This window comes from Streptococcus sp. OMI870 (assembly GCF_047460295.1).
Taxonomy (GTDB): Bacteria; Bacillota; Bacilli; order Lactobacillales; family Streptococcaceae; genus Streptococcus.
This window is the reverse complement of the sequence record NZ_JASHGM010000001.1, coordinates 147,948-165,659: the sequence shown is the minus strand read 5'-3', so window position 1 is coordinate 165,659 and position 17,712 is coordinate 147,948. Positions and strand designations below refer to the sequence as shown.

The following is a 17,712-nucleotide window of genomic DNA, read 5'->3' as shown; positions in this document are numbered from 1 at the left end:
AAGGAGAATCCTATGACTACAGTAAAAAGACATCTACAAATCAAAGGCTATGGAACAGCGCTTCCAGCTCATACAGTGAACTTCAAAGACCAGACTCGTTACCGCGTGAAAGAAGGAGAAGAAACACAGATTGATCTAGCAGCGCGTGCAATTAAAGCTGCTTTAAAACATGCAGGGCTTGAAATGATAGATATCGACTGCCTGGTTTCGGCTAGTGCGGTTGGCGTTCAGCCTATTCCTTGTACGGCTGCTTTGATCCATGAGCGCGTTGCCAAGGGACTGACGATTCCAGCCATGGATATTAATACCACCTGTACTAGTTTTGTATCAGCCTTAAGCACCATTTCCTATCTGATTGAAGGTGGTGAATACCAACGGGTTCTCATTGTATCCAGTGAAGTAGGGAGTCTTGGCCTTAATCCTAAACAAAAAGAGAGTTTTGAATTATTTAGCGATGGAGCAGCTGCCTTTATTTTTGAAGCAACAAGCCAAGACAAAGGAATCATTGCTAGCATGCAACGTACCTGGTCTGAGGGAGCACATGATACTGAAATTCGGGGTGGTTTGACAGCTTATCATCCGAAATTGTACTCTGAATCAACCAAGACTGATTTCATGTTTGACATGAAAGGGAAGAAAATTCTCTTACTTTCTGCTCGTGTTATTCCAGAAATGTTCCAAGAATTCCAAGAGAAATCAGGCATTTCTAAAGATGCTGTAGATTATATTATTCCCCATCAAGCTAGCCGGGCCTTGCCACTCGTCATGGACAAATTGGGAGTTGGAAAAGACAAGTATCTCAATATTGTCAGCGATTATGGCAATATGGTTTCGGTAGCCGTGCCTTTCGGTTTAGCCTATGCGCTTGATCATGGCTATGTGAAGGAGGGAGATACCATCTTCTTGATGGGAACTGCGGCAGGGATGACAGTCAATATGTTAGCACTAAAACTCTAATGATAGATCCTCTTATTTCAAGCTCAAAAAGCATGAAGTCCCGCTAGTCTTTAGCGGGCTTTTTTGATATAATGAAAGGTATGGAAATTGAGAAAACCAACCGAATGAATGCGCTCTTTGAGTTTTACGCAGCGCTCTTGACAGACAAGCAGATGAACTATATCGAGCTCTATTATGCAGATGACTACAGCTTGGCTGAGATTGCGGAAGAGTTCGGTGTCAGTCGTCAAGCTGTTTATGATAATATCAAGCGGACGGAGAAGATTCTAGAGGATTATGAGATGAAGTTGCACATGTACTCGGACTACATTGTACGCAGCCAGATTTTCGACCAGATCTCAGACAAGTATCCTGATGATGCTTATCTGCAAGAGCAGATCGCTGTCTTATCTAGCATTGATAACCGAGAATAAACAAGATTAAAATACCTGTAATAGGAGAAGTAGTATGGCATTTGAAAGTTTAACCGAACGTTTACAGAACGTCTTTAAAAATCTTCGTAAGAAAGGGAAAATCTCTGAAGCGGATGTCCAAGAGGCAACCAAAGAAATTCGTCTAGCCCTCTTAGAGGCCGACGTTGCCCTTCCTGTTGTAAAAGACTTTATCAAACGTGTCCGCGAGCGGGCCGTAGGGCATGAAGTCATTGAAACCCTGAACCCTGCCCAACAAATCGTGAAGATTGTCGATGAAGAATTGACAGCCATTTTGGGTTCTGAGACAGCAGACATTATCAAATCTCCAAAGATCCCAACCATTATCATGATGGTCGGTCTTCAAGGGGCTGGTAAAACAACCTTTGCTGGGAAATTGGCTAACAAATTGGTCAAGGAAGAAAATGCACGTCCTTTGATGATTGCGGCTGATATCTATCGTCCAGCTGCCATCGACCAGTTGAAGACGCTTGGTCAACAGATTAATGTTCCTGTCTTCTCATTGGGAACAGAAGTCCCTGCAGTAGAGATCGTTCGTCAAGGTTTGGAACAGGCAAGAGTCAACCACAATGACTATGTCTTGATCGATACGGCGGGTCGTTTGCAAATCGATGAAAAACTCATGGGTGAGTTGCGCGATGTCAAAGCCCTTGCTGAGCCAAATGAAATCCTCTTGGTTGTGGATGCCATGATCGGTCAAGAAGCAGCCAATGTGGCGCGTGAGTTTAACGAACAACTCGAAGTGACCGGGGTCATCTTGACCAAGATCGATGGGGATACCCGTGGTGGTGCGGCCCTTTCTGTCCGTCAGATTACTGGGAAGCCAATCAAGTTCACTGGTACTGGTGAAAAAATCACCGATATTGAAACCTTCCACCCAGATCGTATGTCTGGTCGGATCCTCGGTATGGGGGATATGCTGACGCTGATCGAGAAGGCTTCTCAAGAATACGATGAGAAACGCTCCATTGAACTCGCTGAAAAGATGCGGGAAAATACCTTTGACTTCAATGACTTTATCGACCAGTTAGACCAAGTTCAAAACATGGGACCAATGGAAGATCTGCTCAAGATGCTTCCAGGAATGGCCAACAATCCAGCCATGAAAAACCTTAAGGTCGATGAACGAGAAATTGCTCGGAAACGCGCCATTGTATCATCCATGACACCAGCTGAACGGGAAAATCCAGATTTGTTAAATCCAAGCCGTCGTCGTCGGATTGCTGCTGGTTCAGGAAACAGCTTTGTCGAAGTCAATAAATTCATCAAGGACTTTAACCAAGCCAAACAGATGATGCAAGGTGTCCTCTCTGGCGATATGAACAAGATGATGAAACAAATGGGGCTTAATCCAAATAATATGCCGAAGAATATGCCAGGTGGCATGCCTGATATGTCTGCCCTCGAAGGGATGATGGGTCAAGGCGGGATGCCTGACTTATCAGCTCTTGGCGGAGGCGCTGGGATGCCAGACATGAGCCAAATGTTCGGTGGTGGTCTCAAAGGAAAAGCCGGCGAATTCATGATGAAACGGGCGATGAACAAGATGGCCAAACAAATGCGCAAGAATAAGAAAAAACGGAAATAATCATTTCTAGCAAGGGCCTGGAACACACTGTTCTGGGTTCTTTTAGAAAATAGTACTAGAGGAAACATGTTTAAAAAACTATTTCAACAACTCGTTCGTTTCTTTGGAAGACTCTTTTCTTCGCACAGCAAGCCCTTTGAATTCCCAAAAGGGTCGAAGAAACCACCGATCAGACCGATTATCTTTGTACCTGGGAGTTCTGCTAGCATCCAGCGATTCAACGGAACCATCCGCATGCTCCATCGCTTTTCCAGAAAAAAACAGAGTCTCTTAAAAATAAAAGTCAATAAAGATGAGTCTATAGAGATGGAGGGAAGACTGAATACAAAAGAGCCGAATCCAATGATTGTGATCGGCTTTGAGAACAATCGAGACGGTTACAGCAATATCAAGCACCAAATCGAATCCCTTAAGATCGCTCTTACCTATCTTCTTGATCACTATTATTTTACAGAGTTCAAGGCAGTCGGACACTCCAATGGTGGACTAGTTTTGACTGGCTTATTGGAAAGTGGCTTTTTAGAAAAGAAAAAGCTGACCGTAAGCAAGCTCGCTATTATTGGCAGTCCTTACCAATTCAATCAAGAGATGTATGACGATTTTCAGACACGGAAGCATCGCTTAGAAAAAGAAGTAGAGGTCCTTAACTTTGTCGGTAGCTTTGCTGGGAAATCAGACGGGATCGTCCCTCTTTCTAGTGCTCAAGCAGCACAATCAATTTTTGAGAAACAAGCCTATACAGAAGTAAATTTAAAAGGACGCAAGGCTCATCATTCGGCTTTACCCACTAATCCAGATCTAGTGAAACAATTAAGTCTATTTTTGAATCTATAAGCAAATTACATAATTTCGGTTATGTAATTTTTGTTTATCTCTTGCAATCCTTAAGTAAATATGGTACATTTTTGGTAGCGATTACACATACTTAAGGAGGATTTTATGAAAAATCCCAAATTATTAGAAACAATGAAAGATTACAAGGGGCGGGATGAGGTTCCGGCAGTTGGAATCAAGCCCTAGCAAACATTGCTGAACTTCCTGAATACAAGCTCGAAGAGCAAAATTTCAGCATTCCAAATGTTGTTTGTTATGAATTAAGCTTTAAAGGAACACGAAATGGTCTTGTTTATGCGCGAGTTGTTTTCCCAAAAACAGATCAAAAGGTTCCAGTTATTTTCCATTTTCATGGTTATATGGGCCGTTGTTGGGATTGGACAGACATGCTGGCTTATACACTAGCTGGCTATGGTGTTGTATCGATGGACGTAAGAGGTCAATCAGGCTATTCAACAGACGGAGATCGATCACCACTTGGAAATACTGTAAAAGGACAGATTATCCGCGGAGTTGTGGAAGGTCCAGATGAGCTCTTTTATAAGGATGTCTACTTAGATCTTTACCAGTTAATAGAAATTATTGCTAGCTTTCCTCAAGTTGACAACAGCAAACTCGCTAGCTATGGAGCCTCTCAAGGCGGTGCTCTGGCCCTGGTAGCTGCTGGATTGAATCCCCGAATCCAACGAACGGTAGCCATTTATCCATTCTTATCGGATTTTAGACGTGTATTAGAGATTGGGAACACCAGCGAGGCCTATGACGAGCTTTTCCGTTATTTCAAGTTCCATGATCCATTTCATGAAACGGAAGATCGTTTGATGCAGACTTTAGCCTATATAGATGTGAAAAATTTTGCCCACCGCATTAAAGGACAGGTTCACATGATTACCGGGCTAGATGATAATGTTTGTTATCCTGAGACACAGTTTGCCATTTATAATCGATTAGAAGGTCCAAAAGAGCATTTAATCATGCCAGAATATACACACGAAGCTATGAACGTTCATGTCAATGATCGAGTCTATAATTGGCTCTGTGGTAGCAAGATTCCATTTCAATATGTAGAAAAATAAGATACAGAAGAAAAACAATCAGTAGATCCGTGAGATTTGCTGATTTTATTGTGTTTAAAAGGTATACAGTATAGAAAGAAAACTAAAACAGTCTTATAGATCCCCTATAACATCTTTCCGAAAAACTATAATTTTCTTGAAAAATATATCTGGCTATGCTATACTACTAGTATAGAAAGATTTGGAGAAAAACATGAAACGCGAGATCTTATTAGAACGGATTGATAAACTCAAACAAGTCATGCCTTGGTACGTCTTAGAATATTACCAATCAAAACTAGCCGTTCCATATAGTTTTACGACCTTATACGAATACTTAAAGGAATACGATCGATTTTTCACCTGGGTCTTGGAATCTGGTATATCGGATGCTGACAGCATGGCCAATATTCCCTTAGACGTTCTGGAGCACATGACCAAGAAAGACATGGAATCCTTTATCCTTTACTTACGTGAACGTCCTCTACTCAATGCCAATACGACGAAAAACGGGGTTTCTCAAACAACCATTAACCGTACCCTTTCTGCACTTTCTAGTCTGTATAAGTATTTGACTGAGGAAGTTGAAAATGAGCAAGGGGAACCTTATTTCTACCGCAATGTCATGAAGAAGGTTGCTACCAAGAAAAAGAAAGAAACCTTGGCGGCCCGAGCTGAAAATATCAAGCAAAAGCTCTTTTTAGGTGATGAGACAGAAGGTTTCCTCAACTATATCGATCAGGAATACCCTCAAACACTCTCAAATCGCGCCTTATCTTCATTCAATAAGAATAAAGAACGAGATTTAGCGATTATCGCACTCCTTCTTGCCTCTGGTGTCCGTCTCTCTGAAGCAGTTAACCTAGATCTTCGAGATCTCAACCTTAAGATGATGGTGATTGACGTTACTCGAAAAGGTGGAAAACGAGACTCTGTCAATGTTGCTGCCTTTGCTAAGCCCTATTTAGAGCAATATCTCGCTATTCGAGACAAACGTTATAAGACAGAGAAGACCGATACAGCCCTCTTCTTAACCTTGTATCGAGGTGTTCCAAACCGGATTGATGCTTCTAGCGTTGAAAAGATGGTGGCCAAGTATTCAGAAGACTTCAAAGTCCGCGTAACCCCCCACAAACTGCGCCATACTCTTGCAACCCGTCTCTATGATGCAACCAAATCCCAAGTTTTGGTCAGCCATCAGCTCGGACATGCAAGCACACAGGTAACGGACTTGTATACGCATATCGTTAATGACGAGCAAAAAAATGCCTTGGATAGCTTGTAAGATACATAATATAAATTATGTAATATTTTAGTATTGGAAAAAGAGCGTAGGATTTTTTATGAAATCTTACGCTCTTTTATCCTTTCTATAAAAATTCGATCCAATAATTACGGTGTGGCTCAATAATGACTGGTTTTCCCCAGAATGATTTTAGATAGGCCAAGTTTGCAGGGCTGACAGGTCTTTTTTCACCATTGAACTTCTCTGCACTCTCTTCCGTTAGAAAGCATTTAACTGCTTCATATGGTGTACCATCGCTCGCTATTCGATCAATTCCTAAATAAGCAATTTCATCACCGGCTTTTGGAAAATCTGTAAATAGTTTACCAATAAAATAAACCGTCTTATCTTTCATTAATTCATAAGCCTTACTATTTTCCAGTCTGTTATTCGCTGCAGCGTACATAATACAAAAACTGTCCACAATATCTTTCAAAGGCATTAATTCTTCTTTGCTGACTATAATTTCGTCGGGAGCAAGTCCACCAATGATTAAGCTTTTATAATGAGGTTGCTGGATGACATTATCTAAAGCCATTCCTAATGGTAGCTTGACAGCTTGATAGCCTAATGGTTCTAGTTCTTGCTTTTTCTGGTCAAGGTGTTCTTGTGTAATACTGATATTTAAATCATATGGACTTGAAGGTTGTTGCTTGCTAAAAAAAGCCACTACTATACGATCTAACTGTTCAAATAGACCAAGTTTTTCCACTGGAATTTTCATCATCGAATATGATCCCCTTTTTTGTTCAGATTTCCTCTATATTCTACTCTCATTATTTTTGAATATCAAGTTTAAGATAAAAGATATCCATGTTAAATGGATATCTTTTACTTTATTCCACCACTGCTTCAGCAATTTCTTCTGCAGTGATTCCAGCAAAATAACGGCCTAGATTAATGGTTTGAAGGGCTTTGAGGACGTCTTCACGTTCGTATTTAACGCCACGAAGAACCTCTTCTACTGCTGCAACATCTTCGATACCAAAGAAGTCACCGTAAATCTTGATATCTTGAATTTTTGATTCAATGACATTAGCGAAGATTTCCACCTTACCGCTTGGGAATTTTGTGCCACGACGGACATTGTATTCAGGAGACTTTCCATAGTTCCAATTCCAGGTACCGAACTTAGTTTCCTTGATACGATTAATTTCAGCCAATTCTTCATCCGAGAAGACATATTCTGTCATCTCAGGGTATTCTTTCTTCATGTAGTCCAAAAGCAAGTCACGGAACTCTTCCACCGTGATTTTTTCTGGCAATTCATCGATGATATTGGTCACACGTGCACGAACCGATTTAACCCCTTTAGACTCAAACTTGTCTTTAGAGACCTTGAGAGCATTAGCAAGGACTGACAAATCAACGTCAAAGAGAAGGCAACCATGGTGCATGATGCGTCCGTTGATATAGGCCTGTGCATTCCCACAGAATTTCTTACCGTCAATCTCTAAGTCGTTACGGCCTGTAAATTCAGCCTTAACCCCAAGTTGAGCCAAGGTGTTGATCACGGGAGTCGAGAAGCTCTTGAAATCAAAGGCCTTATTTTCATCTTCTTTTGAAATGATAGTGTAGTTAAGGTTGTTTAAATCATGGTAAACAGCCCCACCACCACTGATCCGACGAACCACTTCAATCCCATGCTCCCGAACGTAGTCGCGGTTGATTTCTTCGATGGTATTTTGGTGACGACCAACGATAATGGATGGTTTGTTAATCCAGAGAAGGAAGATTTGATCCTCATCTAACAGATGCTTAAAAGCATACTCTTCTAAAGCAATATTAAAAGCAGTATCATTTGAATAATTAATAATGTATTTCATAGTAATTCCAAAAATTCGTTTTATAAATCCTACTCAAAGTAATATGAGAGTTAGTAAGAAATAGTTGACTTTCACTTGAATTTTCTGAAGTAGTAAAAAGAAATGTAACGAGTTATCGTTACATTTCTCGGAAAAATTGAGACAAGTGGCTCAATTTTTAGGCATGGAACTCTAAAAGAGGTCGCTGCCGTCCGTACTACTTTAAGAAAATTTAGTTGAAAGAATAATATTATTTCTTCTTAGGTGAGTGAACAGCTAAGCCAAGTACATCCGCAAAAGCTTCGTACATCACTTCTGAGAAGGTTGGATGACCGTGGATGGTCTTGAGCATTTCTTCCACAGTGATTTCCATCTCAATGATGGTTGAAGCTTCGTTGATCAATTCAGCTGCTGCTGGACCAATAATGTGAACCCCAAGAACTTCACCGTATTTCTTGTCTGCAATAACTTTAACGAATCCTTGAGCCGCATCTGATGCAATGGCACGTCCGTTTGCGGCAAAATTGAATTTACCGATTTGGACATCATATTTCTCACGAGCTTGTTCTTCTGTCAAACCAACAGCCGCAACTTCAGGAAGTGTATAGATGGCTGCAGGCGTCAAGTTCAATTTGGCAACAGCGTGGTTTCCCTTAAGGGCATTTTCAGCCGCTACTTCACCCATACGGAAGGCAGCGTGAGCCAACATCTTCGTACCGTTGATATCACCTGGCGCATAGATACCTGGAACAGATGTTTCCATATATTCATTGACCTTGATACGATCACGGTCTAATTCAAACTCAACTTCTCCGATTCCTTCAAGATCTGGAACACGACCGATTGAAAGAAGAGCTTTGTTTGCAATGATATCGTCTTTTCCTTCAACCTTGATACGAAGTTTGCCATCTTCTTCAATGATTTCTTGCAGTTTCGTATCGGTCAAGATTGTCATACCTTTGCGTTCAAGGATCAAACGAAGGTTCTTAGATACTTCCGCATCCATAGCTGGAACAATGCGGTCCATCATTTCAATAACAGTTACTTTTGAACCAAAGGTCATAAAGGCTTGACCAAGCTCGATACCGACAACCCCACCACCAATGATCACAAGGCTTTCTGGGACTTCATTCATATCCAAGATGTCATCACTCGTCATTACAAGGGAAGACTCCATACCAGGAACGTTAATCTTGCTGACTTTTGAACCACCAGCAAGGATAATTTTCTTAGTTTCAAGTAACTCAGAACCATTGACCAAAACATTCTTATCTTTCGTAATGGTACCGATCCCCTTATGAACATCCACTCCGTAGCTACGAAGAAGTCCTGCAACACCACCAACCAAAGTATTTACGACCTTGTTCTTAGTTTCAAGAACCTTGTCCATATCCACTGTGAAGCTAGGATTGTCAATGATGATCCCACGGTTTGCCGCATGACCGATATTTTCAATGATTTCAGCGTTGTGTAGGTAAGTCTTAGTTGGGATACATCCGCGGTTCAAGCAAGTTCCACCAAGTTCAGATTTTTCAACAAGAGCAACCTTACCACCCAATTGAGCCGCCTTGATAGCAGATACGTAACCAGCAGGACCACCACCAATAACAACGATATCATAAGCATCATCGCTCTTACCATCATCGTTCGAAGCGCTTGCTGCAGGTGCTGGGCTAGCTTCTGGTGCAGTTGCTCCAGCTGTTGGGATATTTTCCCCTTCTTCACCAAGATAACCAATCACTTCTGTTACAGGAACAGTCTCGCCGTCCCCTTTCAGGATAGCGATCAAGTAACCGTCTTCTTCAGCTTCCAATTCCATGCTGACTTTGTCAGTCATGATTTCAAGGAGAATTTCTCCTTCTTTTACAAATTCGCCGACTTTTTTATTCCACTGAACGATTTGTCCTTCGGTCATATCTACGCCGGCTTTTGGCATAATTACTTCTAAGGCCATTTTATTTCCCTCTTTTTCTTGTTTCTATTCTCTCTCGTTAATTAGACCAACATTGAAATCGGGTCTTCAATCAAGGCTTTCAAGTCTTTCATAAACTTAGCACCAGCCATACCATCTACGACACGGTGGTCAATTGTTAAACCAAGACTCATAATTGGACGAATCACGATTTCACCATTAACTACAACAGGTTTCTCAATTGTCGAGCTAACCCCAAGAATGGCAGAGTTTGGTTGGTTGATAATCGGTCCAAAAGATTGAACACCAAACATTCCCAAGTTACTGATAGTAAAGGTTGAATTTTGCAATTCGCTTGGCGCTAATTTACCGTCCAAGGTCCGTCCGATAACGTCCTTGAAGGCTACCACCAACTCTGATAAAGTCATCTTTTCTGCGTTATAGACAACCGGTGTCATCAGCCCATTGTCCATCCCAACCGCCATAGCCAAGTTGACATAGTTGTGAGTGATGATGGTTTTGCCATCTTCTGTTAATGACGCATTGATGTATGGATGTTTCATCAAGGTCTTAACAACCGCAAGAGAAAGCAAATCTGTTACAGTGACTTTCTTGCCAGTTGCTTCCATGATTGGATCCAATACTTTCTTACGAAGGGCCAACATTTGAGACATATCAACGTCATAGTTCAAAGTAAAGGTTGGTGCTGTCAAATAAGATTCCACCATCCGTTGAGCAATCACCTTACGCATTGGTGTCATCGGAATTCGCTCGATTTCACCATAAGGTGTCACATTATCTGGAGCTTCCTCCACCTTCTCGATTTGAGCAGGTGACTTAATGGTATCCTTCTCAATATTTTCAGGAAGGAAAGCAAGGACATCCTTCTTCATGATCTTGCCACGATGACCCGTTCCTTGAATTTCTTGCCAAGCAATATTGTGTTCTAAAGCAATTCGTTTTGCAAGTGGTGAAATGCGAACCACATTTGTGTCTTTATATGTTTCCACGTCTTCTTTGTGGACACGACCGTTTGCGCCTGAACCAGAAACATCATAGAGGTTGATCCCAAGATCATCCGCTAATTTTCTAGCCGCAGGAGTCGCTCTTAGCTTATCATCAGCCATGACCTCTCCTATTCTATTTATGATGCAAAGGGCGTTTAAAAGCGACCGAAAAATAGGAAATCTACGCAGACTTCGATGAAGTCAAGGAGATTTATCTTTTTTCCGAGCTTTTAGCCCGTGCTCTAATCTAAGATATCAAGGACGCAGAGAACTTTGCATCTTAAAGATACAAAGTTTCTTCGTCTAATTCAACAGATGCTACATAATTTAAATTATGTCTTATTCTTTATTATACGTTTTCCGAATGGCATCTTTGATGCTTTCAACTGTTGGAATCATTGCATTTTCAAGGTTTTGTGCGTAAGGCATTGGCACATCTTCCCCCGCACAACGACGGATGGGTGCATCCAGATAATCAAATGCTTCTGATTCAGAAATGATAGCTGAGATTTCACCGATATAACCACTTGTTTTATGGGCGTCATTGACAAGGACGACTTTTCCTGTTTTCTTAACAGAATTAATAATAATCTCTTTATCAAGTGGAACCACGGTACGTGGGTCTACTACTTCTACTGAAATGCCTTCTTCAGCCAATTCTTCAGCTGCTTGCATGACGCGACGAAGCATTTTCCCGTAAGTTACGACAGTGACGTCAGTTCCTTCGCGTTTGATTTCTCCGACACCAAGTGGAATAGTGTAGTCTGGATCAACTGGCACTTCCCCTTTTTGGTTGAATTCTGATTTGTATTCAAGAATGATAACGGGGTTATTATCACGGATAGATGACTTGAGAAGTCCCTTCATATCCGCTGGAGTTCCTGGAGCAACAACTTTCAAACCAGGAATATGGGTGAACCATGATTCCAAAGATTGGGAATGTTGAGCTGCAGATCCAACTCCGTTACCGGCAGCACAGCGAACGGTCATCGGTACTTGCCCTTTTCCACCAAACATGTAGCGCGTCTTCGCTGCTTGGTTGACGATAGCATCCATGGCAATTACTGAGAAATCCATGAAGGTCATATCAACGATTGGGCGAAGTCCAGTCATGGCTGCACCTGCTGCTGCACCTGAAATCGCGGCCTCAGAAATCGGACAGTCACGGACACGTTCTGGACCGAATTCCTCAAGCATTCCTACTGAAGTTCCGAAGTCTCCACCGAACACTCCGACATCTTCCCCCATCAACAATACGTTTTCGTCGCGACGCATTTCCTCAGACATAGCAAGGATAATGGTATCGCGGAAAGACATTAATTTAGTTTCCATAATTCTCTACTCCCCCTTAGTCTGCGTAAATATCTTCGAAAGCTGATTCGAGTGGAGGGAATGGGCTTTCTTCCGCAAATTTCACTGAAGCTTCCACTGCTTCTTTCACTTCTTCTTGGATCTGATCCAATTCTTCTGCGCTCGCAATCTCATTTTCAAGGAGATACTTGCGAAGGTTTTCGATTGGATCTTTCTTCTTCCACTCTTCGACTTCTTCACGTGTCCGGTATTTACCAGGGTCTGAAGAGGAGTGACCGAGCCAACGATAAGTGACACTTTCAATCAAGACAGGACCTTTACCAGAGCGGACGTGTTCAACAGCTTTTTGGAATCCTTCATAGACATCAATGACGTTGTTACCATCAGGAATAAACATTCCTGGAATGCCGTAAGCAGCACTACGCTCATGGATATTCTTGACATTGGTCATTTTCTTAATGTCAGCAGAGATTCCATAACCATTATTGATACAGTAGAAAATAACTGGAAGATTCCAGATCGAAGCCATATTGACCGCTTCATGGAAGACACCTTCGTTGGTTGCCCCATCACCAAAGAAGCAGACAACAATCTTACCAGTCTTATGCATTTGTTGAGTAAGGGCTGCACCTACGGCAATCCCCATACCACCACCGACGATTCCGTTGGCACCAAGGTTACCAGCATCAAGGTCAGCAATATGCATAGAGCCTCCCTTCCCTTTACAAGTACCAGTATACTTACCAAGGATCTCAGCCATCATGCCATTCAAATCGATTCCTTTAGCGATAGCTTGTCCGTGTCCACGGTGGTTAGATGTCAGCAAATCATCGTCGTTTAAAGCCAACATGGCTCCAACGTTAGCTGCTTCTTCCCCAACAGAAAAGTGCGTCATTCCTGGCACTTTCCCTTTTTTTACTAACTGTGCAATTTTTAAGTCCATGCGACGGATTTCTCCCATTTTACGGAACATTTCCAATAAGAGACTTTTGTCTAATGTTGCCATTATTTCGCCTTTCTTAGCATTTATTCATACTATTTTATTCTATCTCACTATGAAAACACTGTCAAAATAAATGCTCATTTCCCTTCACAAACTAAAGCGCCTAACATACTGATAGAAATGGTTTTATGAACTATTATATAAAAGATTCACAAACTTAAATACTGAACTGCCCTTACTAATTTTGCAATAAAAAACCGATAGGAGAACACCTATCGGTAAGATTTTATTCAGCGCGTTGGCCAAAATCATGAATCATTTGTTCTAACTCTTCACGACTTGGCGTTGTTAACATGTAGAGGTAGTCCCCTTGAAGTTCCGCAAAGGCTGCAGGCATGTCTTTTTTCACTCGGAATTGATGCTGGTATTTGGCCAAGACTTCTTCCTCTGAAAGGACATAGGCTGCATTGGCACGGCGTGAAGTCGCCAAACAATAAAGTGGCTCAAACTCAGAAGCTGGGAAAGGTTCGCCGGCTACAAGGGCCGCGTAGCCTCGGTACAAGTCGATAGAGTGAGCATAATTGTAAACATCGATCGTAAAGCCACCTGCTGGGCGATTATTGTACTCGATCGCAATATAGTCATCCCCATCACGGAAGAACTCAATGTGGAAGAAACGTTCCTTCATGCCAAAGGCTTTAACAATCGCTTCCCCATACTGACGCAATTTTGGATCCATCTCTTTGAGGACATAATAAGAATTGTCCATTTTGTAGAGCATTAAGTCAAGTGGCGTATAGGCATAGTCAAAAGTAGTTGAGAAGACAATGTTGCCATCGCGATCGATTAGACCATCAAAGGTACAAATCTCGCTAGAAGTGACGAATTTCTCAAAGAAGTACTCCGTATGTCCATCCCATTCTGCTTTGAAATGGTCGACATCTTCTGGTGTTTCAAGTTTAAAGGTCGCTGCTGCGCCTACTCCATTATCAGGCTTAGCAATCAATGGCAACCCAATCTTCTTCACAGCCTTGTCGATATCTTTTTCTGCTTTTACCACAGCACCAGGAACGACAGGAACTCCTGCTTTCTTGAAGAGTTTTTTCATTTCTGATTTAAACTTGGTTTTCTTCAAATCTTTAGGTTTGGCACCAAAGACATTAAATTGCTCACGAAGTGCCGCATCCAATTCCAACCAGTATTCATTGTGAGACTCGATGCGATCGATTGGGCCGTGTTTATAGAACAGAAAGGCTACTGCACGCTTCACTTCATCTAAGTCTTCCATATTTTCTACACGGAAATACTCTGTCAAACTATTGCGCAAAGGCTCATCTAACTGTTCGTACGGCTCTTGACCAATCCCCAAGACAGTAATGCCTTTGTTAGCCAATTCAATGGTAAATTGTTGAAAGTTTTGCGGATAATAAGGTGAAATAACAAGATAATTCATAGAGGTCTCCTCCCTTTTCGACTTATAGATACATTTGTCCTAAGAAATATGGCATTTGCTTGCGCCACCAGTCCCAATCATGGGCTACATCGTGTCCCCACTCTGCAAACCAAGCAGGAATATTTTTTTGATCAAAGGCTTCTTTCAGTTTGTAGAAAGATGGTAGGCCATCCTGTTCCCAAGCGCCAAGACCGGTACAAACGACAATTTCAGCCTGACGGTAACGGTCGATAAACCAGCCATCATTTTGATGCCAAATGTAATCAGATGGAGAATTTTGGTAAATCGCTTCATCCCCACCAAACTCACCAACAAAGAAACGAGCATCATAGATACCACTCAAAGCTACAACTTTGTTGAAAACATCTGGATGTTGCAAGAAGAAATTAAGGGCATGGTAGGCTCCCATAGAGCAACCGGTTGTCATCATTGGGTCAAACCAACCCGTTTTGTGCTTAATGAAAGGAATGGCTTCTTCAATCACGTAGCGTTCATAGGCACGATGCATTTCTGCACGGTCGTGAGGGTTTTTCCAATTACAAAGCCAGCTTTCACTATCGACACTTGAAAGGGTGAAAAATTGAACCCGTCCTTCTTCGATGAACTGAGCACAGGCATCAATCATACCAAAATCATAGTATTCGTTATGGCTTCCACCTGATGAAGCGAAGACCACTACAGGAATCCCTGCATGTCCATAACGGTTTAGATACATTTCGCGGTTAAGTTGACCACTCCAGTGGCTTAGATGTTCAATATTCATAGGTTCCCTCTTTCTTTATTATAAAAATTTAAAAGCTTCTAGTCCCACTTCTCTGCTAAGAAACGCAGACATTCCGGTAAATGCTCTGCCCAGGCCTCTTCATGGTGGATAGCTCCAGACTGAATCCGAATGGCGATATTTTCTAAAGCTACTCCTTGTTGAATGACATCATGATAGTAACGAAGAGATGAGTCAATATAGGCTTGCTTGATATTCCCTGCCATCAGGGTTTTATCTGTATCATCCGCCTCTTCAGTCCCCACATAGATGTAGATACGTTGATCTGCATAAAGGTTCTTCCGCTCAATATAGCGGTCAAAAGTCTCTTGGTGTAACCAGTTAGCAGATGAGAAGACTCCCAGACAACCGATTTGGTCTTGGTATTCCAAGCCCAAAAATTGGGTAATATTTCCACCAAGCGACGAGCCAATCATGGCTGTATGTTCTCGATCAGCAAGCGTTCGATATTCTTGATCAATGAAAGGTTTGACCACTTCCATAACGAACTCTCCGTACTCAATACCCTTGCCACCAAATTGCATCCCAGGGATATTGGATTCCTTGTATTTCCAGGCAGAGTATTCGTTCATACGCTGTAAGCCATCATTATCAATCGCAACAACAATCATCCGACTAATATCGGGATTCCGCTTAATGGCTGGAATGACCTTCCAAGAGTGACCTACATAGGCCTCCTTGCTATAGAAGACATTTTGCCCATCATGAAAATAAACCACAGGGTAGCGTCGATCGGTATCTGTTTCATAATTCTTAGGTAATAAGACTCGCACACGACGGAGTTTTCCGGTATAAGGCACTTTCAACTCGTGTGTCTTCATATCTAAATAAAAATAGGATTTGTTCATTGTCAGAAAACTCTCTATATTCTAAATTTTATTCATTATACCATTTTTAGAAGAAAAAGTCTGGATTTTCTCCAAACTTTTTCACTTCATACACTATTTTTCCATAAATTGAGCCAAATCTTCTAAAGAACGTTCGGCAATTTTTTCATAGCGTTCTTTCTTATCTCGAATGCGTGGGCCTTCTAGCTCCTTGATTATCCCGAAGTTGACATTCATGGGTTGGAAATGCTTGCTGTCAGCATGAGTGATATAGTGGGCTAAACTTCCGATAGCAGTTGTTTCAGGGAACACAAGTGCTTCTTCTCCTTTAAAGAGACGAGCTGCATTAATCCCAGCCACCAAACCTGAAGCTGCCGACTCGACATAGCCTTCTACCCCTGTCATTTGACCCGCAAAGAAGAGGTTGGCTTGTTTCTTCGAACGGTAGGTTCCTTCAAGCAGATTTGGAGAATCCATGTAAGAATTGCGGTGCATGACTCCGTATCTCACAAACTCCGCATTTTCCAAACCTGGAATCATTTGGAAGACTCGTTTTTGCTCGCCCCATTTGAGATGCGTTTGGAAACCAACGATATTGTAAAGACTTCCCGCTGCATTGTCTTGGCGTAACTGAACGACTGCGTATGGGGTCTTAAATTCCCCATCACGAGGTCCTTTGTAGTCATCCGGATACTCGAGCCCAACTGGCTTCATAGGACCATAGAGCATCGTTTTGATGCCGCGTTTAGCCATGACTTCAATTGGCATACAACCTTCGAAATACTTTTCTTTTTCAAAAGAGTTGAGCGGGGCTGCTTCCGCATTCACCAAAGCCTCATGGAAGTCCATAAACTCTTGTTTGGTCATTGGACAGTTGAGATAGGCTGCTTCTCCCTTGTCATAGCGTGATTTGAGATAAACCTTGTCCATATCGACCGTATTGACATCGATGATCGGAGCCGCTGCATCGTAGAAATAGAAGCCATCGCCACCATTGAGGGCATGGATCTTTTCCGCCAAGGCATCGCTGGTTAGAGGACCCGTTGCGACCACTGTGATCGCATCTGTCGGCAATTCTGTAATTTCATCGCGAATGACTTCAATGAGCGGGTGTTGGGACACCTTTTCCGTCACTCGGCTAGCAAAGCCTTCGCGGTCCACAGCAAGTGCTCCACCGGCAGGTACACGAGTCGCTTCTGCTGCTTCAAGAATGACCGAACCCAAGCGACGCATTTCTTCTTTGAGGAGCCCGACAGCATTGGTTAACGAATCCCCACGAAGAGAGTTGGAACAGACTAACTCAGCAAAATTGTCTGTTTTGTGTTGCGGAGTAGATTTGACCCCACGCATTTCATAGAGCTTGACCGGAATTCCCTGTTGGGCAATCTGATAAGCCGCTTCCGAGCCAGCAAGGCCCGCACCGATAACATTGATATAAGATTGAGACATGACACTAATACCTCTTTGGGTGGAATCGAAATCCATAGTAAAATACACTGGACTGTTTGACACCCACAAATCTT

General features: G+C 42.2%; 15 protein-coding genes and 1 pseudogene. 6 read left to right on the top strand and 10 right to left on the bottom strand.

The window, feature by feature from the left end; translation table 11 throughout:
- Positions 1-12: 12 nt before the first annotated feature.
- From QM968_RS00810 to xerS, 6 genes and pseudogenes are all read left to right on the top strand, one after another.
- Positions 13-957 (top strand): 3-oxoacyl-[acyl-carrier-protein] synthase III C-terminal domain-containing protein, encoded by a 945-nt coding sequence (locus QM968_RS00810; protein WP_414381433.1) that lies wholly within the window; start codon positions 13-15, stop codon positions 955-957.
- An 80-nt stretch (positions 958-1,037) separates the two neighbouring features.
- Complete coding sequence (locus tag QM968_RS00805) at positions 1,038-1,370, top strand: putative DNA-binding protein (protein ID WP_037613861.1); 333 nt, start codon at positions 1,038-1,040, stop codon at positions 1,368-1,370.
- A 34-nt stretch (positions 1,371-1,404) separates the two neighbouring features.
- Positions 1,405-2,976 (top strand): signal recognition particle protein, encoded by a 1,572-nt coding sequence (gene ffh, locus QM968_RS00800; protein ID WP_414325609.1) that lies wholly within the window; start codon positions 1,405-1,407, stop codon positions 2,974-2,976.
- A 66-nt stretch (positions 2,977-3,042) separates the two neighbouring features.
- Positions 3,043-3,810, top strand: a complete 768-nt coding sequence (locus tag QM968_RS00795) for an alpha/beta hydrolase (RefSeq protein WP_414381430.1) — start codon at positions 3,043-3,045, stop codon at positions 3,808-3,810.
- A 105-nt stretch (positions 3,811-3,915) separates the two neighbouring features.
- A pseudogene (locus tag QM968_RS00790) lies at positions 3,916-4,886 on the top strand (acetylxylan esterase).
- A 193-nt stretch (positions 4,887-5,079) separates the two neighbouring features.
- A complete protein-coding gene (gene xerS / locus QM968_RS00785) occupies positions 5,080-6,150 on the top strand; it encodes a tyrosine recombinase XerS (protein ID WP_223356372.1) in 1,071 nt (356 codons plus the stop codon).
- Between the two features lie 85 nt (positions 6,151-6,235).
- Here xerS and QM968_RS00780 read toward each other — a convergent pair whose 3' ends face one another.
- From QM968_RS00780 to trmFO, 10 genes are all read right to left on the bottom strand, one after another.
- Positions 6,236-6,877, bottom strand: a complete 642-nt coding sequence (locus QM968_RS00780) for a hypothetical protein (RefSeq protein WP_223356369.1) — start codon at positions 6,875-6,877, stop codon at positions 6,236-6,238.
- A gap of 109 nt (positions 6,878-6,986) precedes the next feature.
- Positions 6,987-7,976, bottom strand: a complete 990-nt coding sequence (locus QM968_RS00775) for a lipoate--protein ligase (RefSeq protein WP_223356367.1) — start codon at positions 7,974-7,976, stop codon at positions 6,987-6,989.
- 229 nt (positions 7,977-8,205) lie between these two features.
- A complete protein-coding gene (gene lpdA / locus QM968_RS00770; RefSeq protein WP_414381425.1) occupies positions 8,206-9,909 on the bottom strand; it encodes a dihydrolipoyl dehydrogenase in 1,704 nt (567 codons plus the stop codon).
- Between the two features lie 41 nt (positions 9,910-9,950).
- Positions 9,951-10,994, bottom strand: coding sequence for a dihydrolipoamide acetyltransferase (locus QM968_RS00765; protein ID WP_009731056.1), 1,044 nt, complete (start codon positions 10,992-10,994; stop codon positions 9,951-9,953).
- A gap of 219 nt (positions 10,995-11,213) precedes the next feature.
- Complete coding sequence (locus QM968_RS00760; RefSeq protein WP_223356362.1) at positions 11,214-12,206, bottom strand: alpha-ketoacid dehydrogenase subunit beta; 993 nt, start codon at positions 12,204-12,206, stop codon at positions 11,214-11,216.
- A gap of 16 nt (positions 12,207-12,222) precedes the next feature.
- Positions 12,223-13,191: a thiamine pyrophosphate-dependent dehydrogenase E1 component subunit alpha gene (locus tag QM968_RS00755; RefSeq protein WP_414381421.1), complete on the bottom strand. Its 969-nt coding sequence runs from the start codon at positions 13,189-13,191 to the stop codon at positions 12,223-12,225.
- A 223-nt stretch (positions 13,192-13,414) separates the two neighbouring features.
- Positions 13,415-14,581, bottom strand: a complete 1,167-nt coding sequence (locus QM968_RS00750) for an ATP-grasp domain-containing protein (RefSeq protein WP_414381418.1) — start codon at positions 14,579-14,581, stop codon at positions 13,415-13,417.
- A gap of 22 nt (positions 14,582-14,603) precedes the next feature.
- Positions 14,604-15,344 (bottom strand): esterase family protein, encoded by a 741-nt coding sequence (locus QM968_RS00745; RefSeq protein WP_009731061.1) that lies wholly within the window; start codon positions 15,342-15,344, stop codon positions 14,604-14,606.
- A 38-nt stretch (positions 15,345-15,382) separates the two neighbouring features.
- The gene (locus QM968_RS00740) at positions 15,383-16,210 is read right to left on the bottom strand and encodes an alpha/beta hydrolase (protein WP_414381415.1); all 828 of its coding nucleotides are present in this window, start codon (positions 16,208-16,210) and stop codon (positions 15,383-15,385) included.
- Between the two features lie 93 nt (positions 16,211-16,303).
- Complete coding sequence (gene trmFO, locus QM968_RS00735) at positions 16,304-17,638, bottom strand: methylenetetrahydrofolate--tRNA-(uracil(54)-C(5))-methyltransferase (FADH(2)-oxidizing) TrmFO (protein WP_414381413.1); 1,335 nt, start codon at positions 17,636-17,638, stop codon at positions 16,304-16,306.
- Positions 17,639-17,712 lie beyond the last annotated feature (74 nt).